A 21,213-nucleotide genomic window follows, 5' to 3' on the forward strand; every position below is an offset into this window, starting at 1 on the left:
GGCGGCACCGCAAGCGCGGGTGGCGCCGGTGGTGGCGGTGGTGGCGGATCGATCGGGATCTGGGCGGTGGCGGTCGATCGTGTCACCGTGCTCGAGTCGCTCGTCGCTGCGGGTCGCGGCGGTGACGGCGCGGCCGGTGCCGCTGCAGGCGCACCGGGAGTCGGCGGCCCCGGGGGATCGGGAGCGCCGGGTGCTGCTGCGGGCACCACGAGTACCACGAGTACCACGAGTACCACGGGTCCCGGCACGGGCGGCGGGTCGGCGATCAGCGGCGGCGACGGCGGCGGTGGTGGCGGTGGTGGCGCAGGAGGAACCGGCGGCGTCGGTGGCGGCGGTGCGGGTGGTCCGGCGTACGGTCTTCTCACGACCGGGGTCGACGACGTCGAGATCAGGGCGTCGACGATCCGGGGCGGCGGTGGTGGCACCGGCGCGGACGGCGGTAACGGCGGCGCGACGGGCACTCCGGGCGGGGCCGGTCGCGGTCGGGACGGCGGCGCGGGCGGGACCGTCGGTGTGCTCGACGACGATGCCGCTGTGGGCGGGCGCGGCGCCTCCGGGGGTGCGTCGTTCGGTTGGTTCGACACCGGCCAGGCGACCCAGACGTTCGATTCCGCGGAGTTCATCGAGGGCGTCGCCGGAGCCGGTGGCCGTGGTTCGACCGAGGGCGAGACCGGCCTCGAGGCGAACTCCAACGTCGACGCCGAGGGTTGACCGACCTCGATCGACTTCGAGTCGACCCGGGCCCGACCCGACCGTGTCGGACACCGTTCGCTCGGCGAATCGTCGGGGGACAGGAACGGGCCGCCGCGTTGTATCGTGTCCGCTGGCCTCGGTAGCTCAGTGGATCAGAGCAGCGGGTTTCTACCCCGTCGGTCGCAGGTTCGAGTCCTGCCCGGGGCGCCACGGCGATCTTCCTGTGCTGCCGGTAGGTTGGGAGGCCGCCGCGACTGTGGCGTCACCCCCGACAGTGAGGTACTGCGTGAGTTTCAAGAAGGGCGAGACCGTCATCTACCCCCAGCACGGTGCATGCGTCGTGCAGGGAATCAAGAAGATGGAGTTCTTCGGCGAGAAGCAGGAGTACCTGATTCTCAAGACGGTCATCAACGAGATGACGCTGAAGGTGCCGATCGAGAAGACCGACGACGTGGGCGTTCGCCCGCCGGTGTCGGCTGACGAACTCGAGGACCTCGTGTCCGTGCTGGCCAAGCCCGACCCGCGCGTGCCGTCCAACTGGAGCCGACGTTTCAAGAACCACCAGGAGAAGCTCAAGTCGGGCGACGTGTACCAGGTGGCCGAAGTCGTGAGGAACCTCGCCGCTCGCAACCGCGACGCGTCGCTGTCCGCAGCCGAGCGCACCATGTACGAGCGTGCCCGCGTCAACCTGATCTCCGAGATCTCGCCGGCCCTGAAGGTGTCGGCCGAGGATGCCGAGATCTACCTCGACGAGGCTCTCGCCAAGGGCGTCCTGAAGGACGGCGACGACGACGGCGACGACAAGAAGAAGTCGAAGAAGAAGAAGTAGCGAGCCGGCGGCGGAAGCGCCGTCAGCCGGCGAACCCGCCGCCGACCCAGTCGAGCGTGAACCGCACGGTCACCGGCAGGTGGTCGGACAACTCTGCCCAGTCGCTTCCGCCCGACGGTGCGGAAGCCGACACCTCCGTCGCACCGGGCGGAACGAGTACGTGGTCGAGTGCCTGGGTCGGGGACCCTGCCGGGTTGGAGAGGGGGGCAGCGAGCGCCTCGATGCCCGGCAGCGCCGCGATCACCGCCGGTTCACCCCAGTCGTTCAGGTCACCCGCCACCACCGCCGGTGGCGACTCGCCGTGGAGCTCGACGATCCGGGCGATCCGATCCGCCTCGCGGACACGCTCGGCCGCGAGGTCGTGAGGGGAGAGGTGAGCGTTGTAGATCCGGTACCCGGATGCATCGTCGCGGGTGACGGTCGCCCATTGGAGGATCCGGCGCCGGTAGCTGCGTGGCGACGACTCGTCACTCACCACGGCGTGTCCGGCGGCCGACAGCGAGTGTGGCGTGAGGATGGCGGCACCTTCGGCCCGACCGGGCAGGAACGGTCGGAAGGGATGATGCTTCTCGTTCCAGCAGTGCGTCATGGCCAACCGAGCGCCCAGATGTTCGGCCTGCGGCCTGCGCACTTCCTGCAGCACCACCACGTCGGGGGCCTGCGGCGAGATGACCTCGACGAGTCGATCGAGGTCGGTTCGCTTGGTGCCCTGGATGTTCCAGGTCACGACCGTCCACTCCCGTGACACCGTCTCCACGGTCTGATTCTGGCATCGGATCGATCGCGTCCGGTGCCGGTTCGACGACATGTCGCCACACTCGATCGACGGCATGTCAGACTCGCCCCCGTGACGAACGACGACGACCTGAGCCCTTCGACCACGACGGACGCACGGGGCGCAACGGGCACCCCGGAAGTCTCCGGTGACGGCGAGCGAGACGAGATCGTCGTGCTGCTCGGCGACGACGTCGACGACGATGACGACGACGAGGTCGCACGGGTGGCGTTCCTCGGGATGGGGGTGATGGGCGCGCCGATGGCCCGCCACGTCGCCCGGGCCGGTCACCCGGTCACGGTCTACAACCGCACCGCAGCCAAGGCGCTGGCGTGGGTGGCACTCAACGGCCACGGTGCGTCACCCACCGCCGCCGAAGCCGCCGAGGATGCCGACGTGGTGATGATGTGCGTCGGCAACGACGACGACGTGCGCGAGGTGGTGCTCGGTGCGAACGGTGTGCTGACCACGATGCGCGAGGGATCGATCCTCGTCGACCACACCACGGCATCCGCAGAACTGGCCCGCGAACTCGCCACCGCGTGCGTCGACCGCGGAATCGGGTTCGTCGATGCACCGGTCTCCGGCGGTCAGGCAGGTGCGGAGAACGGTCAGCTGACGGTCATGTGCGGCTGCGACGACGAAGCGGTGTACGAGCGGGTCGTCCCGGTCATCGCCCACTTCGCCCAGTCGTGCGTTCGTCTCGGCGATGCGGGTGCGGGACAGCTGACGAAGATGGTCAACCAGATCTGCATCGGCGGGATGATCCAGGGCCTCGCCGAGGCCGTCAACTTCGCTCAGCGGGCCGGACTCGACGTCGAGCAGGTCGTGGAGGTGATCAGCAAGGGTGCGTCGCAGAGTTGGCAGATGGAGAACCGGGCGATCACGATGGCCGACGGGAAGTTCGACTTCGGGTTCGCCGTCGACTGGATGCGCAAGGACTTCGGCATCGTGTTCGACGAGGCAGCGCGCAACGGAGCCCGCCTGCCCGTCACCGTGCTCGTCGACCAGTTCTACGCGCAGATCCAACAGCGCGGCGGAGAACGATGGGACACGAGTTCGCTCATCGATCTGCTCACGAACCCCTGACGTCCGGTCGACGACGTCCTCACCACTCGCCGACGCGAACGCGAGGTGATCCGTCCGAGGCGCGTCCACGGTGACCCGCTGATCGGGCCGCTAGCGTCTGGCGCCATGCAGAAGCCCGACGTGACCATCCCCGACGAGCAGGCCCCGGCAGTCCTGGTGATCGACGACATCACCGTCGGAGACGGCGCCGAAGCGACTGCCGGCTCCCAGGTGAGCGTCCACTACGTCGGCGTGTCCTGGTCGACCGGCGAGCAGTTCGACGCGTCGTGGGACCGGATGGAACCGTTCGCGTTCGGGCTCGGCCAGGGTCAGGTCATCGCGGGTTGGGACCAGGGCGTCCAGGGAATGAAGATCGGCGGCCGTCGCCGTCTGACGATTCCGCCGTCCATGGGCTACGGAGCATCGGGCGCCGGCGGTGTCATCGCGCCGAACGAGACGCTGGTCTTCGTCGTCGACCTGCTCGGCGTCCGCTGACGATCAGTTCGCCGAGCGGCTCGCGCGCGTCGTCGTTCTGACCGCGGGCATCCACCGCGGTCCGGCCGTTGCGTCGATCCGAGCCACGAATGCGTCGTGGTGGGGCTCGATCGCGTCGCAGAAGCGCGTCGTGGCCTGCTCGCCGACCGCGCGCCACGCAGGTGCGGTGAGCACGTCGGTGCGGTCCTCGAGGTCGAGGCGGAACCGGCGGCCCTCATCGCTGATCGCTCGACCTGTCGCGAACCCCTTCGCCTCGAGGCGGTCCCATCCGCGCTCGATCGAGGCATCGTCGTTGCCTCGACTCCGGGCGATCCACTCCTCGCTGCCGTACTCCTCGATGTCGACCATCACGGAGTGCAGGAGGCCGACCTCGACGTCGTCGAGGTCGAGGCTCGCGCACAGGGCCCAGTGGTTGTCGCCACGGAGCTCGCGGAGGCAGTTCGCGGCGAGCCAGGCCGAGACGCCGGGGTGCGTGTCGTCGGAGGGGCGGCGCGACCGGTTTGCGGCGAACAGGGGTCGAGCTCCGAAGTGCACGGCATCCACGCCACGCCACAGCGGCTCGGCCAGGTCGGCCAGTTCGTCGAGCAGCCCGGGCGCGATGTCCGCGAGGCCGGGCTCGATCGCCGCATCGCGAACTGCCAGGATCGAGTCCGTGTCGGTTGCTGCGCCGTAGAGACCGATCACGGCGGCGATGACGTCGGGGTTGATCGAGTACGTGGTGGCCGCTGCGGCCTGGGGCTGGACGTCACCGAGCGAGGCGAGTCGCCAGGCGACCACCCAGCCGGTGCCGTTGGGGACGCCCAACGCTTCGTACGCGGCGATCGCCGGTGGGTCCCACATCATCCAACCGACGAGATCGTGGCCGGACGCCCCGGCACGGGCGGTCAGTGTCTTCCAGTCGTCCATCCGCTCGAACCGTAGGCGCTGGGTGGGATCTTCGGTGCACTGGGTGCGAGCGTCGAGGTCGCGTGTTCGGGTCGCGCGTGCCGGTGCTCGTCGGTCGTGGCCGCGGCGCGAGCCGTGTCGACTCAGAAGACGGTGTAGCCGCCGTCGACGCAGACCTCCTGGCCCGTGTGGTACGTCTGGCTCGGGTCTGCGAGAAACGCCCCGACGGCCCTGAACTCGCTCGGATCGGCCCATCGCCGTGCCGGCGTGCGCTTGGTCGTCGCCGTGCGGAACACGTCGCTCGCGTAGCCGCCCGATGCCAGATCGGTGATCGTCCAGCCGGGGAGCAGTGAGTTGACGCGGATCTTGTGGCGGGCGAGGCCGACGGCGAGAGCCCGGACCAGCCCGTTCAGGGCGGTCTTGGCCGTTCCGTAGGCCTCGTTGCCGGCTGCGCCGTGGACGGCCGACGTCGACGAGACCGCCACCAGGCTGCCGCCCGACCCCTGTGCGACCATCACCTTCGCCGCCTCACGGAGCGTGAGGAACACACCGTCGAGGTTGATCTCCATCACCGAGCGCCAGTCGTCGAGCGACAGCTCGAGGAACGGCGTGCCGGTCCCGCCACGTCCGGCGTTGGCGAACAGACCGTCGAGTCGGCCGTGGTCCGCCACGGTAGCAGCGGTCGCATCGACCACGGCGTCCTCGTCCCCGACGTCGCACTGACGGGCGGTGATCGTTGAATGCGCTCCCGCGTCGTGGGCGAGTCGTTGCAGGGTGTCGATCGCTGCGGCGTTCTTGTCCTCGTTGCGACCCCAGACCGACACCGATCCGCCCGCCTGCACGATTCCCTCCGCCATCCCGAGTCCGATGCCCCCGTTCCCGCCGGTCACGACGAACGTGCGACCGGTCAGGTCGATGCGTCCGCTGGTCGGGAAGGTCGGGGAGTCGGTCGGGGTGGCCATGTCGCCAGTCTCGCGAGTCGGGTTCGCCGAACCGGCATCGACACCGCAACTCGGGTCGCGACCGTGGCAAGGCCCCGGATGTCGGCCACACTGAGGGGCGATGAGTGATCGGATCGACATCAGTGGGTTGCGTGCGGTCACGATCGTCGGCGCTCTGCCACACGAACGTGAGATCCCCCAGCCGCTGAAGATCGACCTGTCGCTCGAAGTGGACCTGCGGGATGCAGGGAGCTCCGACGAACTGGACGACACCGTGCACTACGGACTCGTCGCCGATCGAGTCGTCGCGGTGGTCGAGGAGTCGAAGGACATCCTGCTGGAGCGGCTGGTCGCCCGCATCGCCGACGAAGTGTTGAGCTTCGACCGGGTCGAAGCGATCGAGGTGGAGTTGACCAAGCTCCGCCCGCCACTCGCCGTCGACGCCTCGACCACGTCGGTGAGGATCCGCAGGACCCGTGCCGACGCTGACGTGCCGGCCCGCACCGTCACCGCCGCCTACGTCGCACTCGGCTCGAATCTCGGTGATCGGGAGTCCTTCCTGCGTCTCGGTGTGCTCGGACTCGGCCACGTCACCGCGATGTCGAGCGTGTACGAAACCGACCCGGTCGGTGGCCCCGACGACCAGGGCCCGTACCTGAACATGGTGGTCGAGGTCGAGACGTCGCTGGACCCGTTCGCGCTCCTGCGGCGTTGTCGTCGCATCGAGTCCGAGGCCATGCGCCAACGAAGCGTTCGCTGGGGGCCGCGAACGCTCGACGTCGACATCATCCAGTTCGGCGACGTCCGGATCGACAGCGACGATCTCGTCGTGCCGCATCCCCGATTCGCCGAGCGACGCTTCGTGCTCGAGCCACTCGCCGAGATCGCGCCCGACCGCTGCCCCGACGGCTGGGACGCAGAACTGGAACCCGGCGGTGTCCATCGCCGTGGCCCGCTGGTTCTCGACTGACCGATGACACGCTCCCGACCCGCTGCAACGACAGCGACCCCACCGTCACCGTTGCGCGACGCCGTGCGCACGTTCGACGTGCGCGACCGATCCGGTCCTGACGATCTCGCCGAGTTGGTCGAGGCGAAGGCGGGGCGCACCGTGTCGGTGTGCATCCCATGTCGCGACGAAGCCGCCACGATCGGCCCACTCGTCAGCGTCATCCGCAGCGAACTGATCGACGCGCACGGTGTCGTCGACGAGTTGATCGTGCTCGACGACCGCAGCACCGACGACACGGCGATCGTCGCCGCTCATGCCGGGGCCCGGGTCGTCTCCATCGACGACCTGCATCGCGAGCACGGCGACGGTCACGGCAAGGGCAATGCGCTGTGGGCCACGCTCCTGGCGAGTCACGGCGACATCGTCGTGTGGTGTGACGGTGATGTCACCAGCTTCGAACCGGACTGGGTCGCCAAGCTCATCGCTCCCATGCTCGACGATCCGACCGTGGCGATGGTGAAGGCCCTGTACCACCGCCCGACCAGGTACGGCGGTGGCGGCCGCACGACCGAACTGGTCGCCCGACCGTTGATGTCACGATTCTTCCCGGCGCTCACCGGCCTCGCACAGCCGCTGTCGGGCGAGTACGCCGTTCGGCGCGACGTCGTCGAACAGTTGGAGTTCGTCCAGGGGTGGGGCGTCGAGATGGCACTGTTGATCGACATCGCCGCCGCTCACGGCGCGCACTCGATCGGCCAGGTCGATCTCGGCAGCCGGCTGCATCGTCACCGTTCGTTGCACTCGCTGTCGGTGCAGGCCGCAGAGGTGATGGCGACGATGCTCGACCGCGCCGGCGTGACCGCCTCGCCGAGTGTGACGACCCCGGACGGCGACGTGCCGCCGGTGCTCGCACGTGCCGACGGCTCTGCGGTCCCACTCAACCTCGCGACGCGTCCACCGGTCGCGTCGATGGGTGGCGTCCGTGTGCCGGGCGACGTGCGACGGGCCGTTTCGTGAGCGGGTCGACCCGGATCCTGCTCGTACGCCATGGCGAATCGACGTGGAACGCCGTCCGCCGGTGGCAGGGGCGGTCCGATCCACCGCTCACGCCGCGAGGCGAGGCACAGGCGGCCCGTGCCGCGCTCGCTGCGGTCGACCAGGGGCCGTTCGACGTGGTGGTCACCTCGACACTCCGGCGCGCGTCGCGGACGGGGGAGATCATCGCCTCGGCGCGTGAACTCCCGATCGCCGATGGGATCGATGCGATCTCGGAACGCTCGGCGGGCGAGTGGGAGGGGCTCACACGCACCGAGATCGAGGAGCGGTTCCCCGGTTTCCTGGCGGACCACCGCCGACCTCCCGGCTACGAGGCCGACGACTCGGTCGTGGCGCGTGCGGGACTCGCACTGAACGATCTCGCCGAACGATTTCCTGGCCAGACCGTGCTGGCCGTGTCGCACGGTGGCGTGATCCACGCTCTCGAGCGTGCTCACGAGGGTGAAGGCGGGTGGCAGCGCCTGGACAACCTCACCGGTCGATGGTTCGAGGTGGACGACAGCGGGTGGCGCCCGACGGGGAAGCGCGTGGCACTCGTCCCCGACGGCGGCCCGAACATCCCCCCGCCCGACAAGAACTACACCTGACGGTCGGCTGGGGTCAGACCCCGACCGACCCCGACCACGGCCGACCGGGTCGCCCTCAGATGCCGTGGGTCGCTTGGACGCGGCGGATCTTGGCGGGGTAGTGGGCCCGGCCGTACTCGGGGCGTTGTCGCACGACGATGTCGAGCAACTCGTCGTGCTGTGGAGTCTCCTTCCAGGGCAGGGCGATGTAGATCGGCAGGCCGAAGACACGCAGCCGGTCGAGACTCGAATACACGATCTTCTGGTACTCGAAGCGCTGCTCCCACACCCAGTTCGCCGGAGCGAACCCGGTTCCCGGATCGACGATGCATCGCGACCGCAGGCCGAACCGGTCGGCGTCGGCCAGGCGCGCCTCGAAGAAGTCGAGCATCGTCTGGACCGGATCGGCCGTGACCAGATCCATCTCGCGCGGGTTCGGCCCGGACAGGAACGGCACGACGATCGGTACGTCGTAGTCGCTCGCCACGTGCCACATCTCGTCGCTCTGCATTCCGTCGGCCGCGTTGATGACGGTGGCGCCGGCCTCGAGGGCACGTCGAACCACCTCGGGTCGCCACGAGTCGATCGAGACGTCGACGCCGAGTGCTGCGAGTGCCGGGACCAGGTGCTCGACCCGTGCCCACTCGTCGGTCCAGTCGACGACCTCGGCGAAATCGGTCGATCCCTGCCCGCCCAGGTCGACCGCATCGGCGCCGTCGGCGAGGAGTCGACGGGCACGCTCGACAGCCTCGTCCGGCGAGGTGGCGATCGAGTCGATCGCGAGCGAATCGGGGCTGGCGTTGACGACGCCGTAGATGATCACGTCGGGCAAGGTAGCGCCCGCTCGACCGAGCCCCTTCGAGGTCAGGTGCGCGTGGTGTCGGCCTCGACCCGTTGCTTCAAGGCTGCGAGGGCAGGGGGGAGACCCTTTCGGGCGGGGGTCCACGCCAACTTCATCAACCACCCGAGGCCACGTCGTCCCTCGACGCCCTGGCGGTACGTCACCCGGCACCGGCCGCCGTCGATCGACTCCAGGCGCACCGATTCGGCCGCCGCAGCGAGCATCGGCAACTTCGATCCGACGATCGCGAACGCGAAGTGCTCGCCTTCGTCCCATGCGGTGAACTGCTCGTCGATCGTGATCGGCTTGGCCACGACCTGTCGGGTCCCGCCGACACCGGTCGACGTCGCGCCCGGGCGGACCTCGTCGAGCGCCTCGAACCACTCGGGCCACGCGGTGTGGTCGGCGATGTGTGTCCAGACCCGATCGGGCGACGCATCGATCTCGATCGTCTCGGAGACGAGGATCGGCGCAGTGTCGATCCAGTCGGGTTGCTTGACCGGATGTGTCGCCATGGCGTGACCGTAGTCCCGTCGCAGGTCGGTCCGGAACGAATCGTGACCGGTCGGATGCGTCGCGTGCATCGCGCAGTCCCTACGGTCGGGCCCATGACCGACACCGCCTACCCGCTGCCGAACATCTCGACCGACCTCACGGGCCAGGTGGCCCTCGTCACCGGAGCCACCTCCGGGCTCGGACGCCGCTTCGCGCAGGTCCTGGCGGCTGCGGGCGCACAGGTCATCGGAACCGGTCGGCGTCAGGAACGTCTCGACGAACTCGTCGCCGAGATCGAGGCGGCCGGTGGATCGGCGACCGGCGTGACGATGGACATGACCGACACCCAGAGCATCCTGTCCGGTGTCGAGGCGGCGCAGGCCGCGTTCGGGACGATCACGATCCTGGTCAACAACGCAGGAGTCCCCGACGCCCAGCGGGCGCACAAGATGTCGATCGAACTGATCGACACCGTGTTCGACACCAACCTGCGGGGTCCGTACGTGTTGTCGTGTGAAGTCGCCCGCCGCCTGATCGAGGAGAGGTCGCCGGGTCGGATCGTCAACATCTCGAGCGTGTCGGCGACGAACTACGACGGTCACGGTGCCGCGCTCTATTCCATCACCAAGGCGGGCATCTCGCGGATGACCGAGGTGCTGGCCGTCGAATGGGCACGGAACCACATCAACGTCACCGGCATCGCCCCCGGTGCATTCCACTCCGAGATGATGGACGGGATGATGGAACGGATGGGCGACTTCAGTGGATCCATGCCGCGCAAGCGGCTCGGTGACCCGGCGCAACTCGACTCCACGCTGCTCTACCTCTGCTCGCCCGCATCCGACGCGGTGACCGGCACCGTCATCAAGGTCGACGACGGCCAGAGTTCTCGCTGACGCCCGCCGGTTGCGACCGGACCGAACGGTTTTGGCAGACTCGCCCGATGAGCGAGAACGGACCGATCCACGGCTGCATGGAACGTTGGCACGAGCACATGCGAGGGCGCCTCGACGGTGGGCTGGACGCGATCCTGCACCCCGACGTCGTGTTCCTGTCACCGATCGTGTTCACACCGCAGAAGGGGATCGACGTCACCAAGCTCTACCTCACGGCGGCGGGCGGAACGCTCGGCGGTGACGAGGATGGCTCCGACGGCGTCGAGTCGACCGGTGGCGGGGCGTTCCGCTACACGAAGGAGATCCTCGACGGACACCACGGTGTGCTCGAGTTCGAGACCTCGATCGACGGCAAGTACGTGAACGGCATCGACATGATCACGTGCGACGACGACGGGATGATCACCGAGTTCAAGGTGATGATCCGCCCGCTCCAGGCGATCAACCTGGTCCACGCGCAGATGAAGTCGATGCTGGAGAAGCTGTCCACGCCCGGCTGACCCGGTCCGAGTCGGTCCGATCCGTTCAGAATCAGAAGGACCGACGCGGGCGTCGGCCGGGCCGAGTTGGTCCGATTCGTTCAGAACCAGAAGGACGGACTCGGGTGTCGGGCGGGCCGAGTTGGTCCGATCCGTTCAGAATCAGAAGGACCGACTCAGGTGTCGGGCGGGCCGAGTTGGTCCGATTCGTTCAGAATCAGAAGGACGGACTCGGGTGTCGGGCGGGCCGAGTTGGTCCGATTCGTTCAGAATCAGAAGGACCGACTCAGGTGTCGACGGTGGCGTTGCCGGGCGTGACGGCATCGGGCGCCGGTTCGTGCGGGTAGGTGCCCTGCACGTTGACGGTCACCCCGATGCCACCGAGGGGACCGGGGGCGTCCTGCAGGCCGAGCCAGGTGACGAGAGTGTCCTGGTTGTCGGGGCTGAGGCGGGCGCAACCCTTCGACTGGGGCGTGGTCGGCACGTTGTTGGCGCCGTGGATCGCCTGGCCGCCATCGAAGTACAACGGCTTGTACATGTTGCCGCTGAGCGGGCTGTCGACCGGGACGGGGTAGTCGGTGGAGTTGTGCCAGCCGCCGTTGTCGAGTGCCGGGTCGTAGCGGAACACCGGCGACTGGTCCTGGTCACGAGTCTCGAAGCCGACGCTGCCGGTGGAGGTCGGGAAGACGAAGGTCAGGGTCGTGGCACCTTCGCCGGCGAACATCACCTGGCAGGTCCGGTCGATGAGGATCCAGCGCTCCTGGTTCAGAGCCGACGTGAAGGGTGCGACGAGGCCCGTCGCCGCCATCAGCGTGCGTTCCTCGTCGCTGCCCGGCTCCATGTCGGTCAGTGTGACGTCGAGGCCCAGGCCGAGGCGCGCTGCACACAGGTGACGACGCGTGACGGGGCCCGACACGCCATCGACCCCCAGTTCGCGCATGCCGTACGGGGTGAGCAGCTCGTTGAGCTTCTCCTGCTGCAAGCTCACCGCCTCGGCGTTCTCGTTGGCTTCGATCGCAGCATTGCGTTCCGTGCGTTCGGTTCCGGTGATGTCGTCCAAGCCGTTGTCCACGCAGATGTCGAGGAGTTGTGCCGGGTAGATGGTGTCGCCGTCGATCGAGTTCTCGGCGCGAACCGTGGCGATGTTGATCGTCTCGTCGTCGTAGCGCTCGACGATCAGGCCGAGAGAATCGCCCGACTGCACCTCGACGACGCACGCCGGATCGAACACGTCGAGCGCCGGAACGGTGGTGGTGGTCGTCGTGCTGGTCGTCGACGTGCTGCTGGTCGTCGTCGCGTCGGGGTCCGCGGTTTCGGGGGTGGAGGCGTCGGGTGCTGCATCCGGGCCGGTGCCGTCGGGGGTGGAGGCGTCGGGAGCGGACGAGTCGGGGTCTGCGGTCGGGGTGGGCGCTTCGGTTCCGTCGGGCGTCGTCGGATCGATCGTCTCGGTCGAGGTCGCGGAGTCGGCCGGTGTGTCGGTGTCGTTCGAACTTGTCGACGCCGAGGCGTCGCGACCGGGGATCGGAACCGACGCCGTGCGATCGCCGCCACCGCTGCTGCACGATGCGAAGACGAGCGCCGAGGCGGCGAGCGCGAGAGCGGTCCGTCGAGGAGTCACCGTATGAACGTATCCAAACGGACGGCGCCGGAGGCGTCGGCGCCGGGGTGTTTCGCTTTCCGTTCGCAGGTCGCGAGCACACCGTGACCTGGGCCGATGTCGGACCGGGAGTGGTGCGGGTCGGTGTGGGTACGGTGGGGGCATGACCGATGAGGCACGTCCCTACGGCGGTGGAACCAGCGATCCGGCGCTCAAGCGGGTCCGGACCCGGCACTTCCGCAGCGCCAAGGAGCAGGGCATCAAGATCACGGGGCTCACCAGCTACGACTACCTGTCGGCGTCGATCTTCGACGAGGCAGGAGTGGACTTCCTCCTGGTGGGAGACTCGGCCGGCAACACCGTCTTCGGCTACGACACGACGATTCCGGTCACGATCGACGAGTTGATCCCCCTCACGGCGGCGGTCGTGCGGGGCGCCAACCGTGCTCTGGTCGTGGCCGACATGCCCTTCGGGTCGTACGAGAACGGACCCGACGATGCGCTCCACACCGCGATCCGATTCATGAAGGAGACCGGCTGCCAGGCGGTCAAGTGCGAGGGAGGGGTGCGCAGCGCCAAGCAGATCAAGCGGATCGTGCGCGCCGGAATCCCGGTGATGGCCCACATCGGTTTCACCCCGCAGAGCGAGCACGGGTTGGGCGGCCACATCATCCAGGGTCGAGGCGACGACGGAGCAGATCAACTCCTCGCCGACGCGCACGCCGTCGAGGACGCCGGTGCGTTCGCCGTGGTGCTCGAGATGGTGCCGTCGGAGATCGCCGGCAAGGTCACCGAGGAACTGTCGATCCCGACCATCTCGGTCGGTGCGGGCCCGAAGTGCGACGGTCAACTCCTGGTGTGGTCGGACTGGGCCGGGATGACCAGAGGGAGGATCCCTCGATTCGTCAAGCAGTACGCCCAGATCGGCGACACGCTGCTGAACGCAGCCAAGGCCTTCTGCGAGGACGTCGAGAGCGGCGAGTACCCGGGGCCGGAGCACGAGTACGGCGAGTGACCACCGTTCGTCGTGACGCCGTGAAGTCGGTCACTCGTTCGGATGAGGATGACCCGCCGTCTACGCTCACGGATGTGAGCGTGGACCTGGAACAGTCGACGATCATGGGCCGTTTCGCCGAGTCGGTGTTGTCGCCGGAACGTCTGGCGGCGGTGCGCCGCAGCGGAATGCTCGGAGCGGAGGCGGGTCGCCGCTTCGCCCAGTTGACCAATCTTGCGTCGACGTTGACGGGCGCGCCGATCGCCCTGATCTCGATGGTCGAGTCCGACCGACAGTTCTTCACCTCCCAGGTGGGTCTGCCCGACGACCTGGCTGCGTCGATGCAGACTCCGATCTCGCAGTCGGTGTGCCGCACCGTGGTCGAGACCGGTGCGCCGCTCGAACTGAGGGATCTCGGCGACGACGAGCGATTCGTCGAGCATGGTGCTCGAACCGAACTCGGCATCGAGGCCTACTGCGGCGTGCCCATCCGCGACGGGGACGGTCACGTTCTCGGGAGCTTCTGCGTGCTCGACGTCGAGCAGCGGACCTGGGCGCCCGAGACCGTCGAACTCCTCGAACAGCTCGCCGGGGTCGTGGCCGATTCGATCTCGACGAGCATCGACTACCTCTCGCTCGTGACGGACCTGCAGACGCGCCTGATTCCGGCGGACCTCGAGCCGCCCGCCGTCGGCTCGCTGCGCGCCCGGTACCGCCCCGTCGCCGCGAGTGAGCGGATCGGAGGCGACTTCTACGATTCGTTCCGGAGGCGTGACGGTTCGGTGGACATCGTGCTCGGTGACGTGGTGGGTCACGGTGTCGAGAGCACGCAGGCGGCCGCCCAACTGCGCGCAGCAGCACGTGCCGTGTTCACCGGCCTCGAACGTTCACCGGCACAGATCATCAACCGCATCTCCGACGCGTGCGTCGACCTGCCCGGGTGCATGTATGCCGCGATCATCGTGGCGAGCATCTCCACCGACGGTCGTCAGGTGACCTGGGCCCGGGCCGGTGCGATGCCGCCGATCGTGACGGGTCCGAACGCACGCGTCCTGGACGGGTGTGGGTCGCCGCCGCTGGGCGTCGCTCGCTGCGCCGAGGACGAGACGTGTGAGGTCGACATCGACGGCGGCGAAGGCGTGCTGTTCTTCACCGACGGTCTGGTGGAGCGTCGTGGCGAGATCGTGGACGACGGGCTCGCACGCATCATCGACCAGGTGAGCGGGCGGGTCGACCTCGACACCCTGGTCGAGGTCGCGAACCCCGAAGGCATCCAGAACGACGACATCGCCGTCGTGTGGTGGCGTAGCGACGACTGAACCGATGTCAGTCGGTCGCGGTCGCATCGCGAGTGACCGCGACCTCGATCATGGCCTTCGCTTCGGTGCTGTCGCCCCAGTGATCGATCCGGGCCCACTTGTCGGGCTCCAGATCCTTGTAGTGCTCGAAGAAGTGCTCGATCTGGTCCCGGGTGATCTCGGGGAGTTGCTCGTACTCGTACACGCTGTCGTAGCGACGGCTCACGTGGGGGCTCGGGACGGCGATGATCTTCTCGTCGTTCCCGGCCTCGTCCTCCATCACGAGGACGCCGATCGGGCGACAGTTGATCACGGCTCCGGGGACGATCACCCGGGTGTTGCACACCAGGACGTCGATCGCGTCGCCGTCCTCGGACAGCGTGTGCGGGACGAACCCGTAGTTCCCCGGATACCGCATCGGCGTGTACAGGAATCGATCGACGAAGAGCGTGCCCGACTTCTTGTCGAGCTCGTACTTGATGGGTTCGCCGCCGACCGGGACCTCGATGACGACGTTGATGTCTTCTGGCGGGTTGGTGCCGATGGGGATGTGTTCGATTCGCACCCCGTCACCGTAGACGAGCCTCGGTCGCCGTTGCGATCATGAAGAGCCCGGTGAATCCGTCCCGGACGGATGTCACCGGGGATCGACCGGACGGCGGCGGTTCAGACGTTGTTGCGGCGCGTGAACGTCGGTGCGTCTCGCGTCGAACGGTCGGGGTCGTAGCGGTAGCCGTGTGCGTCGAACTCGGTGAGGGCCTTGATCGTGAGGATCCGCTTGCGCACCATCCACCCCGCCATGGCGCCTCGCGCCTGCTTGGCGAAGAAGCCGACGATCTTGAAGTCGTCGTCGCCGTTCGCATCGAGGAAACGCGGCGAGATGATCCGTCCCTCGAACCGCGTGGGCCGCACGACCGAGAAGTACTCCTTCGATGCAAGGTTGACCAGTGCATCGGCGCCGGGAGACGCAGCGAGCGCTTCGTTGAGTCGGTCGGTCACCTGGTCACCCCAGAACGAGTACAGGTCGCCGCCGCGGTCGTGCTCGACCTTGGACCCCATCTCCAGGCGGTACGGCTGGATCAGGTCGAGCGGTCGCAGCACACCGTGCAGGCCCGAGAGGATGCGCAGGACCTTCTGTGCGTGGGTGTAGTCACGCTCGCCGAATGACGCGGGCGCGTCGAGGCCGACGTAGGTGTCGCCCGCGAACGCGAGGACGGCGGGGCGGGCGTTGTCCTTGGTGAACGGGGTGGTCCAGTCCTGGAACCGCTCGTGGTTGAGTGCGGCGAGGTCGTCGGAGATCGACATCATCGCCGAGAGGTCCTCGGGCGACTTGCGAGCCATGATCGCGGCCAGTTCCTCCGATCGGTCGAGCATCTCGGGCATGCTGCGCTTCTTGGTGGGCAGCGGCGATTCGAAGTCCAGTGCTTTGGCGGGCGACACCACGATCAACATGGCCTCCGGTCTATCTGGCGGTCGACCGATCAGTCCAGGGGAGACGAGCTCGATCGACCGCGAAATCGCCGGAACCCGGCCAACTCTCGACGTTCGAGTGAGAGTCGAGAGATTCTCGTAACAAGAACGCAATGGCCAGCTAGTCTCTCGAGTTCATGTCGTGTCGGGAGACCTCAGCGTCCGGTTCGGGCCGCACCATTCGCCGTGCCGCCGCTCGGTGCGTCGGCGTCGCGGTCGTGGTGTGTTCGTCGGTGTTCACGCCGGCGTCGATCGCAGTGGCCTCGGCGCCGCTGACACCGGCCGAGAAGGCGGCCCAGGAGATCCAGGCGGCACGCGATCGGGCCGATGCGGCCGCGCAGGCCCTGTTCGACACCGAGGCCGAGATCGACCGACTCGATCTCGCGATCGCCGACACCGAGGACGAACTCGTCGAGATCGAAGCCGAGTTGGCCTCGGCGCGGTCCGGGCTCGAGCAGCAGGCCGTGCGCCAGTTCGTCGGTGCGGGTGGTCCGACGATGCCTCTCCTGATCGACATCGGCGACTCGAACGACGTGCTCGCCGCCGAGGTCTACAGCTCCGTCGCCACGCAGACCGTGTTCATCGATCTCGACGACTACGACGCGTTGATGACCGAGGTGGGCGAGAAGCGCGACGACCTCGAAGAGCAGCAGGCCGACGCCGACGCCGCGAGTCTCACCTTCGCAGCGCAGCAGGAACAGGCCGAGGCCGAGGTGATCCTGCTGGGCGAGATCGAGGAGCAGCGACTTGCCGACGAGGCGGTGCAGCGGGCCCTCGAAGCCGAACGACAGGCGCGTGCCGAGCAGGAACGACGGGCCCAGGAGGCCGCAGCCGAGCAAGCAGCAGCGGAGCAGGCAGCAGCCGATGCTCGAGCTGCGGCCGCCACGCCGGCCCAACCCCCGACGCCGTCCGGGCAGACGCCCGCCACTCCTGCGTCGGGAGCGTCGCAAGCGAGCGCCGATCCGGCGCCAGAGAACACCGCCGAGCCTGCTGCGCCGGCTCAGGTCACCCCGGAGGTGGCACCCCAGCCGTCCGGGTCGAACCTCGCCTGTCCTGTGGCGGGACCGCGAGCATTCGCCGACACGTGGGGAGCGGCGCGCTCGGGGGGCAGGTCGCACCAAGGCGTCGACGTGATCTCACCGAGTGGGACGCCGCTGGTGGCGATGGAGGCCGGCCGAGTGGAGTACCGGTCGAACGCTCTGGGCGGACAGACGTTGCGGCTGTACGGAGCGAGCGGGACGCGGTACTACTACGCGCACCTGAGTCGGTACGAGGGTGGCAACCGCACGGTGAACCAGGGTGACGTGGTCGGCTACGTCGGACGAACGGGCAACACCACGACGAACCACCTGCACCTGCAGATCCATCCGGGTGGCGGCCAGCCGATCAACCCGTACCCGATCACCCGCGCCGCGTGCGGCTGAGCGTTCAGCCCGCCGACCGACCGACCTTCCAGTAGCCGCGGGCGGTCACGTCGGAGCGATTGCGGCCGCGCTCGTCGAACAGGTGCGTACGGAGCCGTTGCACTGCGGCAGCCTCTCCGGCGATCCACACGGCGTCGGGCAGGTCGTCGAGGTTCGAGACGACGTCGAACAGAGCGTCGCCCGGAGCGGCACCCTCGTCGATCACGTACCAGGAGACGGTCGCTCGCCCGTGAGTCGGCAGTTCGATCCGGGCATCGGCGTGGCGGATCTCCACGTGGACGTCGACGACGTGATCGGCGGGGATCCATTCGAGGAGCTGGGCGATGGCGGGGAGGGCCGACTCGTCGCCGATCAACAGGTGCGACCGGGCATCCGCGTTCAGGTCCTCGCTGCGTCCGGGTCCGGACACCGCGACGTCGTCGCCCGGCCTCACCGAACGCGCCCAGTCCGTCGCCAGTCCGTCGTCGTGCAGGACGACGTCGATCGTGAGTTCGTTGCGATCGACGTCGAAGCGGCGCGGGGTGAAGGTGCGGATCGGCGGGCGTGTCCCGTCGGGGAGTTCGAACTGGTTCCCGGTCCAGGTGACCATCACCAGTTCGTCGGATCCGGGTGGCGGCAGGAGCAGTCTCACGCTCGATGCCGGGGCCGTGATCGCGAACCCGTCGAGTTCGTCGCCGCCCAGCACGACGCGCATCATGAACGGGCTCAACGGTTCGATCGAGCGAACGGCCACGCGGCGATACGGAGGCGGCTCCTTGCGGAGTCCGGCGAGCTTGGCGGACACGTCGGCGTTGCTCATGACGACAGCGTGCCAGCGGTCGCTACGGTTCGACGACGATCCAACCGCGACGCTGGAGTTCGGCGGCGAGTTCCTCTGACGTGAGCTCGCTCAGCCCGGGGCCTCGCGACCGAGGGAGCGCCCGCTGCGGCCGGGCTGGCGGTGGGATTCGGGCCGGGGTCGTCTCCGACGAGGGGTCGGGCTGCCGAGCGCGTGGAGGCGAATGAGATCCAGCGGGTGGACCGTCGCCGTGGATCTCCTTCTGCAGACGTTCGATGAACTCGTCGGCCTCGGAGCTGGTGAACTTGCCGCCCGCCTGGCGTTGGGTGAACCCCATCGGCCCGCGGGCGTCACGGTAGCCGGCGTGTCCCGCGGCCTCCAGCAGTTCGAGCAACTCGCGGAGTTGGCGGCCGGTTGCAGGCGGACCCGAATGATCACCGAACGCCATCTCGTCAGCCGTGGACGAGTTCTTCGGCGATCACGGTCATCGATGTGAGCGTGACCGCTCCGAAGGTGGTGACCATGGCCACGTCGGCGGCGTCGCGACCGCGACCGATGATCGTGCGCCCGATGCGATGCTCGTTGTTGCGCGGGTCGTACGTGTACCACCGGTCGCCGATGTACACCTCCATCCAGGCGCAGAAGTCCATCGGCGAGCCGGGATCGGGCACCCCGATGTCGGGCAGATATCCGAAGACGTACCGGGCCGGGATGTTCAGCGCACGACAGAGGGCGATCGCCAGGTGGGCGAAGTCACGACAGACGCCGTGACCGTCGCGCAGCACGTCGACGGCGGTGGTGGTCGGTGATGCGACGCCATAGTCGAAGCCGATGCGGTCGTGGACCCACTGCGTGATCGCCCGGACCCGGTGGACCCCGTTCATGTCCGGCATCACACCACCGAAGTGTTCGAGAGCGAACGACGCGAGTTGGTCGGACTGGCAGTACCGGCTGGGGAGGAGAAATGCCAGTGCTTCGTCGGGCAGATCGGCCGGATGGAGTTCACGGGCGTAGTCGTCACGATCGTCGGGCGTGCCGGTCGCGTCGACGGAGGCGTTGAACTCCAGGTCGACCGTGCCGACCGGGAGCGTGAGACGTCGGCAGCGGTTGGCGAAGAGGTCGCGATACGTGTTCGACGCAACCGAGGGCTGGGTCGAGAAGGACGCGTTGCTCACCCGCCACTCCTCCTCGACGTGCGGTTCGACGAGGACCACGGCGTGTGTCGGTTCGTCCACCTCGAATCGAAAGCGACAACCGATCGAGATCTCCACGGTCCCACCTTGCCACAGGTTCTTCCGTCCCAGGAGTCCGGCACGTGTCGTGCGTGTGAAGGTGCACCTCGTGGGGCGAGCGAGCGAACGAGATCACACCCCTGACCAACTCGCCCGATGCGCCCGACATCGCCGGATTGCGCGTTAGCGTGTCCGCAGAGCGCGTCACAGTGGTGCGCTCGAAGCGAAAGTGAAACAAATGCAAGGCACCGTAAAATTTTTCAACAACGAGAAGGGCTTCGGCTTCATCTCACGCGAGGGTGCGGATGACGTGTTCGTCCACCACACCAACATCGCGGGAGACGGCTACAAGTCGCTCGACGAAGGCCAGACCGTCGAATTCGACATCGGTCAGGGACGCAAGGGCGACGAAGCCCAGAACGTCCGGGCCATCTGATCAGCCAGACTCCGAACTCCGGAGTCTGAACGTCGCCGCCGACCTCCGGGCCGGCGGCGTCGTGCGTTTTCGGGCCGGACGGTAGGACGTGGCGCGTCAACCGGCGCGCGAGGCGAGGTCGTGCGGACCCGACGAGAGATAACCCTTGGCCGATCGGATCGCCACCCCCCACGGAGCGAGCAGTGAGACGAGTTCGTCGACGTCGTCACCGAGTGCATCGACGACGGGCCGCATCATCGAGTCCGTGTCCACCTCGACCTGCTCGCGGACGTCACGACCGGCGTCGGTGAACGCTCCAGCTGCGTCGATCAACCCACGGGAGCGGAGCCGTTCCTCTGCGAGGTCGAAGTAGTCGTCGCTCCACGCCCGGGTGCGTGTGTAGCTGCGCAACGGAAGCCCCCAGTACAGCTCGGTGAGCAGACCGATCTGCACGGCGTCGAACCCGGCGTGGATCCACGCCGCCGTGTGGGAGTCGCCGCGGAACTCGCGCAACAGATCCCCACGACGGAAGATCGTGCCGAGTGGGTGGTCGGGATCGGGAAGTGCGGTGATGCCCGAGGCCAGCGGACGCCCCTCGACGCGGAGACCGTCCGTCGCCTTCAGCAGGAGTTTCTCGACGCGGTCGCGCCCGTCGGGGTCTGCTCCGAGGATTCGCTCGAGTTGGCCGATCGCCCCGCGATCACGTGCGTCGCACACGGTCGGTGCGTCGGTGACGGACCAACCGAAGTCGACCGAGGGCACGACCGCCGCCGGGTTGAACACGGCGAACGCCGATGCCACCACCTCTCCGCGTACCTGGCCGAGCAGCGAGCCACGGCTGGTGAAGTAGGCGGGTCCGTCGGGTAGCGCGACGCCGTCGGCGTCGCGTGCGGAATCGGCGAATCCGAGCGCGGCGTAGGCGCTGTGCGCCTCGGGCGAGAAGAACACCTGGCCGATGACCGGCTCCAGTGCGCCGCCGAGTCGTCGTTCGATGGTGGGTGCGTCACGTCGATCCATGCGCTCCGGTGTATCGC

Annotated in this window: 24 protein-coding genes, 1 tRNA gene and 1 pseudogene; 14 read left to right on the plus strand and 12 right to left on the minus strand. The window is 68.1% G+C overall.

What is annotated here, in order from left to right:
• The 3 genes and pseudogenes from ABJK40_RS17225 to ABJK40_RS17235 form a co-directional block, all read left to right on the plus strand.
• Positions 1 to 711: pseudogene (locus ABJK40_RS17225) on the plus strand (PE family protein); the annotation flags it as partial.
• A 115-nt stretch (positions 712 to 826) separates the two neighbouring features.
• Positions 827 to 903: transfer RNA gene (locus ABJK40_RS17230), tRNA-Arg, on the plus strand.
• Between the two features lie 76 nt (positions 904 to 979).
• Entirely contained in the window at positions 980 to 1,522 is a 543-nt protein-coding gene (locus ABJK40_RS17235) for a CarD family transcriptional regulator (RefSeq protein WP_348481518.1), read from the plus strand.
• Between the two features lie 22 nt (positions 1,523 to 1,544).
• On the opposite strand, the gene ABJK40_RS17240 is transcribed toward ABJK40_RS17235, so the two are convergent.
• On the minus strand, positions 1,545 to 2,279 hold the full coding sequence (locus tag ABJK40_RS17240) for an endonuclease/exonuclease/phosphatase family protein (protein WP_348481516.1): 735 nt from the start codon (positions 2,277 to 2,279) through the stop codon (positions 1,545 to 1,547).
• A gap of 195 nt (positions 2,280 to 2,474) precedes the next feature.
• Between ABJK40_RS17240 and ABJK40_RS17245 the strand changes: the two genes are divergently transcribed.
• Together ABJK40_RS17245 and ABJK40_RS17250 are read left to right on the plus strand one after the other, a co-directional pair.
• Positions 2,475 to 3,386, plus strand: a complete 912-nt coding sequence (locus ABJK40_RS17245) for an NAD(P)-dependent oxidoreductase (RefSeq protein WP_348481522.1) — start codon at positions 2,475 to 2,477, stop codon at positions 3,384 to 3,386.
• A gap of 105 nt (positions 3,387 to 3,491) precedes the next feature.
• A complete protein-coding gene (locus tag ABJK40_RS17250; RefSeq protein WP_348481514.1) occupies positions 3,492 to 3,860 on the plus strand; it encodes an FKBP-type peptidyl-prolyl cis-trans isomerase in 369 nt (122 codons plus the stop codon).
• Positions 3,861 to 3,863: 3 nt separating this feature from the next.
• Here the strand turns inward: ABJK40_RS17250 and ABJK40_RS17255 are convergent, their stop codons facing one another.
• Both ABJK40_RS17255 and ABJK40_RS17260 read right to left on the minus strand, forming a co-directional pair.
• Entirely contained in the window at positions 3,864 to 4,766 is a 903-nt protein-coding gene (locus ABJK40_RS17255; protein WP_348481512.1) for a hypothetical protein, read from the minus strand.
• Between the two features lie 122 nt (positions 4,767 to 4,888).
• The gene (locus tag ABJK40_RS17260) at positions 4,889 to 5,707 is read right to left on the minus strand and encodes an SDR family oxidoreductase (protein ID WP_348481510.1); all 819 of its coding nucleotides are present in this window, start codon (positions 5,705 to 5,707) and stop codon (positions 4,889 to 4,891) included.
• 100 nt (positions 5,708 to 5,807) lie between these two features.
• On the opposite strand from ABJK40_RS17260, the gene folK reads away from it, so the two are divergent.
• From folK to ABJK40_RS17275, 3 genes are read left to right on the plus strand one after another with little or no spacing between them, the layout of a single operon-like run.
• The gene (gene folK / locus ABJK40_RS17265; protein WP_348481508.1) at positions 5,808 to 6,656 is read left to right on the plus strand and encodes a 2-amino-4-hydroxy-6-hydroxymethyldihydropteridine diphosphokinase; all 849 of its coding nucleotides are present in this window, start codon (positions 5,808 to 5,810) and stop codon (positions 6,654 to 6,656) included.
• A gap of 3 nt (positions 6,657 to 6,659) precedes the next feature.
• Entirely contained in the window at positions 6,660 to 7,655 is a 996-nt protein-coding gene (locus tag ABJK40_RS17270; RefSeq protein WP_348481506.1) for a glucosyl-3-phosphoglycerate synthase, read from the plus strand.
• The gene (locus ABJK40_RS17275) at positions 7,652 to 8,281 is read left to right on the plus strand and encodes a histidine phosphatase family protein (protein WP_348481505.1); all 630 of its coding nucleotides are present in this window, start codon (positions 7,652 to 7,654) and stop codon (positions 8,279 to 8,281) included. The genes ABJK40_RS17270 and ABJK40_RS17275 overlap by 4 nt, the downstream gene beginning before the upstream one ends.
• 55 nt (positions 8,282 to 8,336) lie before the next feature.
• Here ABJK40_RS17275 and ABJK40_RS17280 read toward each other — a convergent pair whose 3' ends face one another.
• On the minus strand, positions 8,337 to 9,083 hold the full coding sequence (locus tag ABJK40_RS17280) for a dihydropteroate synthase (protein ID WP_348481503.1): 747 nt from the start codon (positions 9,081 to 9,083) through the stop codon (positions 8,337 to 8,339).
• A 41-nt stretch (positions 9,084 to 9,124) separates the two neighbouring features.
• The gene (locus ABJK40_RS17285; RefSeq protein WP_348481501.1) at positions 9,125 to 9,616 is read right to left on the minus strand and encodes an SRPBCC family protein; all 492 of its coding nucleotides are present in this window, start codon (positions 9,614 to 9,616) and stop codon (positions 9,125 to 9,127) included.
• A 93-nt stretch (positions 9,617 to 9,709) separates the two neighbouring features.
• Between ABJK40_RS17285 and ABJK40_RS17290 the strand changes: the two genes are divergently transcribed.
• Positions 9,710 to 10,492 (plus strand): SDR family NAD(P)-dependent oxidoreductase, encoded by a 783-nt coding sequence (locus ABJK40_RS17290; protein ID WP_348481499.1) that lies wholly within the window; start codon positions 9,710 to 9,712, stop codon positions 10,490 to 10,492.
• Between the two features lie 77 nt (positions 10,493 to 10,569).
• Positions 10,570 to 10,992 carry a nuclear transport factor 2 family protein gene (locus ABJK40_RS17295; protein ID WP_348481520.1) on the plus strand — a complete coding sequence of 141 codons (423 nt, stop codon included), beginning with the start codon at positions 10,570 to 10,572 and terminating at the stop codon, positions 10,990 to 10,992.
• A 265-nt stretch (positions 10,993 to 11,257) separates the two neighbouring features.
• Here the strand turns inward: ABJK40_RS17295 and ABJK40_RS17300 are convergent, their stop codons facing one another.
• On the minus strand, positions 11,258 to 12,589 hold the full coding sequence (locus ABJK40_RS17300; protein WP_348481497.1) for a L,D-transpeptidase family protein: 1,332 nt from the start codon (positions 12,587 to 12,589) through the stop codon (positions 11,258 to 11,260).
• 142 nt (positions 12,590 to 12,731) lie between these two features.
• On the opposite strand from ABJK40_RS17300, the gene panB reads away from it, so the two are divergent.
• Positions 12,732 to 13,583 carry a 3-methyl-2-oxobutanoate hydroxymethyltransferase gene (gene panB / locus ABJK40_RS17305; RefSeq protein WP_348481495.1) on the plus strand — a complete coding sequence of 284 codons (852 nt, stop codon included), beginning with the start codon at positions 12,732 to 12,734 and terminating at the stop codon, positions 13,581 to 13,583.
• A gap of 74 nt (positions 13,584 to 13,657) precedes the next feature.
• Entirely contained in the window at positions 13,658 to 14,881 is a 1,224-nt protein-coding gene (locus tag ABJK40_RS17310) for a GAF domain-containing SpoIIE family protein phosphatase (RefSeq protein WP_348510352.1), read from the plus strand.
• A gap of 7 nt (positions 14,882 to 14,888) precedes the next feature.
• On the opposite strand, the gene ppa is transcribed toward ABJK40_RS17310, so the two are convergent.
• Complete coding sequence (ppa, locus tag ABJK40_RS17315; RefSeq protein WP_348480311.1) at positions 14,889 to 15,425, minus strand: inorganic diphosphatase; 537 nt, start codon at positions 15,423 to 15,425, stop codon at positions 14,889 to 14,891.
• 101 nt (positions 15,426 to 15,526) lie between these two features.
• Positions 15,527 to 16,312 carry a peroxide stress protein YaaA gene (yaaA, locus tag ABJK40_RS17320; RefSeq protein ID WP_348480310.1) on the minus strand — a complete coding sequence of 262 codons (786 nt, stop codon included), beginning with the start codon at positions 16,310 to 16,312 and terminating at the stop codon, positions 15,527 to 15,529.
• A gap of 155 nt (positions 16,313 to 16,467) precedes the next feature.
• On the opposite strand from yaaA, the gene ABJK40_RS17325 reads away from it, so the two are divergent.
• Complete coding sequence (locus ABJK40_RS17325) at positions 16,468 to 17,754, plus strand: peptidoglycan DD-metalloendopeptidase family protein (RefSeq protein WP_348480309.1); 1,287 nt, start codon at positions 16,468 to 16,470, stop codon at positions 17,752 to 17,754.
• A 4-nt stretch (positions 17,755 to 17,758) separates the two neighbouring features.
• Here the strand turns inward: ABJK40_RS17325 and ABJK40_RS17330 are convergent, their stop codons facing one another.
• From ABJK40_RS17330 to ABJK40_RS17340, 3 genes are read right to left on the minus strand one after another with little or no spacing between them, the layout of a single operon-like run.
• Positions 17,759 to 18,553, minus strand: a complete 795-nt coding sequence (locus ABJK40_RS17330) for a siderophore-interacting protein (RefSeq protein ID WP_348480308.1) — start codon at positions 18,551 to 18,553, stop codon at positions 17,759 to 17,761.
• Between the two features lie 22 nt (positions 18,554 to 18,575).
• The gene (locus ABJK40_RS17335; RefSeq protein WP_348480307.1) at positions 18,576 to 18,980 is read right to left on the minus strand and encodes a hypothetical protein; all 405 of its coding nucleotides are present in this window, start codon (positions 18,978 to 18,980) and stop codon (positions 18,576 to 18,578) included.
• A gap of 4 nt (positions 18,981 to 18,984) precedes the next feature.
• On the minus strand, positions 18,985 to 19,803 hold the full coding sequence (locus ABJK40_RS17340) for a transglutaminase family protein (protein WP_348480306.1): 819 nt from the start codon (positions 19,801 to 19,803) through the stop codon (positions 18,985 to 18,987).
• Between the two features lie 199 nt (positions 19,804 to 20,002).
• Here ABJK40_RS17340 and ABJK40_RS17345 point away from each other — a divergent pair, with 199 nt between their 5' ends.
• Positions 20,003 to 20,200 carry a cold-shock protein gene (locus ABJK40_RS17345; RefSeq protein ID WP_348480305.1) on the plus strand — a complete coding sequence of 66 codons (198 nt, stop codon included), beginning with the start codon at positions 20,003 to 20,005 and terminating at the stop codon, positions 20,198 to 20,200.
• A gap of 96 nt (positions 20,201 to 20,296) precedes the next feature.
• On the opposite strand, the gene ABJK40_RS17350 is transcribed toward ABJK40_RS17345, so the two are convergent.
• Positions 20,297 to 21,196 (minus strand): hypothetical protein, encoded by a 900-nt coding sequence (locus ABJK40_RS17350; protein ID WP_348510353.1) that lies wholly within the window; start codon positions 21,194 to 21,196, stop codon positions 20,297 to 20,299.
• Positions 21,197 to 21,213 lie beyond the last annotated feature (17 nt).

This window comes from Ilumatobacter sp. (assembly GCF_039969435.1).
Classification (GTDB): domain Bacteria; phylum Actinomycetota; class Acidimicrobiia; order Acidimicrobiales; family Ilumatobacteraceae; genus Ilumatobacter_A.

Excerpts from the sequence above, each read along its gene's own strand:
- ABJK40_RS17250 (WP_348481514.1), top strand. The coding sequence starts at position 3,492 with ATGCAGAAGCCCGACGTGACCATCCCCGACGAGCAGGCCCCGGCAGTC.
- ABJK40_RS17255 (WP_348481512.1), bottom strand. The coding sequence starts at position 4,766 with ATGGACGACTGGAAGACACTGACCGCCCGTGCCGGGGCGTCCGGCCAC.
- ABJK40_RS17260 (WP_348481510.1), bottom strand. The coding sequence starts at position 5,707 with ATGGCCACCCCGACCGACTCCCCGACCTTCCCGACCAGCGGACGCATC.
- folK (WP_348481508.1), top strand. The coding sequence starts at position 5,808 with ATGAGTGATCGGATCGACATCAGTGGGTTGCGTGCGGTCACGATCGTC.
- ABJK40_RS17270 (WP_348481506.1), top strand. The coding sequence starts at position 6,660 with ATGACACGCTCCCGACCCGCTGCAACGACAGCGACCCCACCGTCACCG.
- ABJK40_RS17285 (WP_348481501.1), bottom strand. The coding sequence starts at position 9,616 with ATGGCGACACATCCGGTCAAGCAACCCGACTGGATCGACACTGCGCCG.
- ABJK40_RS17290 (WP_348481499.1), top strand. The coding sequence starts at position 9,710 with ATGACCGACACCGCCTACCCGCTGCCGAACATCTCGACCGACCTCACG.
- ABJK40_RS17295 (WP_348481520.1), top strand. The coding sequence starts at position 10,570 with ATGGAACGTTGGCACGAGCACATGCGAGGGCGCCTCGACGGTGGGCTG.
- panB (WP_348481495.1), top strand. The coding sequence starts at position 12,732 with ATGACCGATGAGGCACGTCCCTACGGCGGTGGAACCAGCGATCCGGCG.
- yaaA (WP_348480310.1), bottom strand. The coding sequence starts at position 16,312 with ATGTTGATCGTGGTGTCGCCCGCCAAAGCACTGGACTTCGAATCGCCG.
- ABJK40_RS17325 (WP_348480309.1), top strand. The coding sequence starts at position 16,468 with ATGTCGTGTCGGGAGACCTCAGCGTCCGGTTCGGGCCGCACCATTCGC.
- ABJK40_RS17330 (WP_348480308.1), bottom strand. The coding sequence starts at position 18,553 with ATGAGCAACGCCGACGTGTCCGCCAAGCTCGCCGGACTCCGCAAGGAG.
- ABJK40_RS17335 (WP_348480307.1), bottom strand. The coding sequence starts at position 18,980 with ATGGCGTTCGGTGATCATTCGGGTCCGCCTGCAACCGGCCGCCAACTC.
- ABJK40_RS17345 (WP_348480305.1), top strand. The coding sequence starts at position 20,003 with ATGCAAGGCACCGTAAAATTTTTCAACAACGAGAAGGGCTTCGGCTTC.
- ABJK40_RS17350 (WP_348510353.1), bottom strand. The coding sequence starts at position 21,196 with ATGGATCGACGTGACGCACCCACCATCGAACGACGACTCGGCGGCGCA.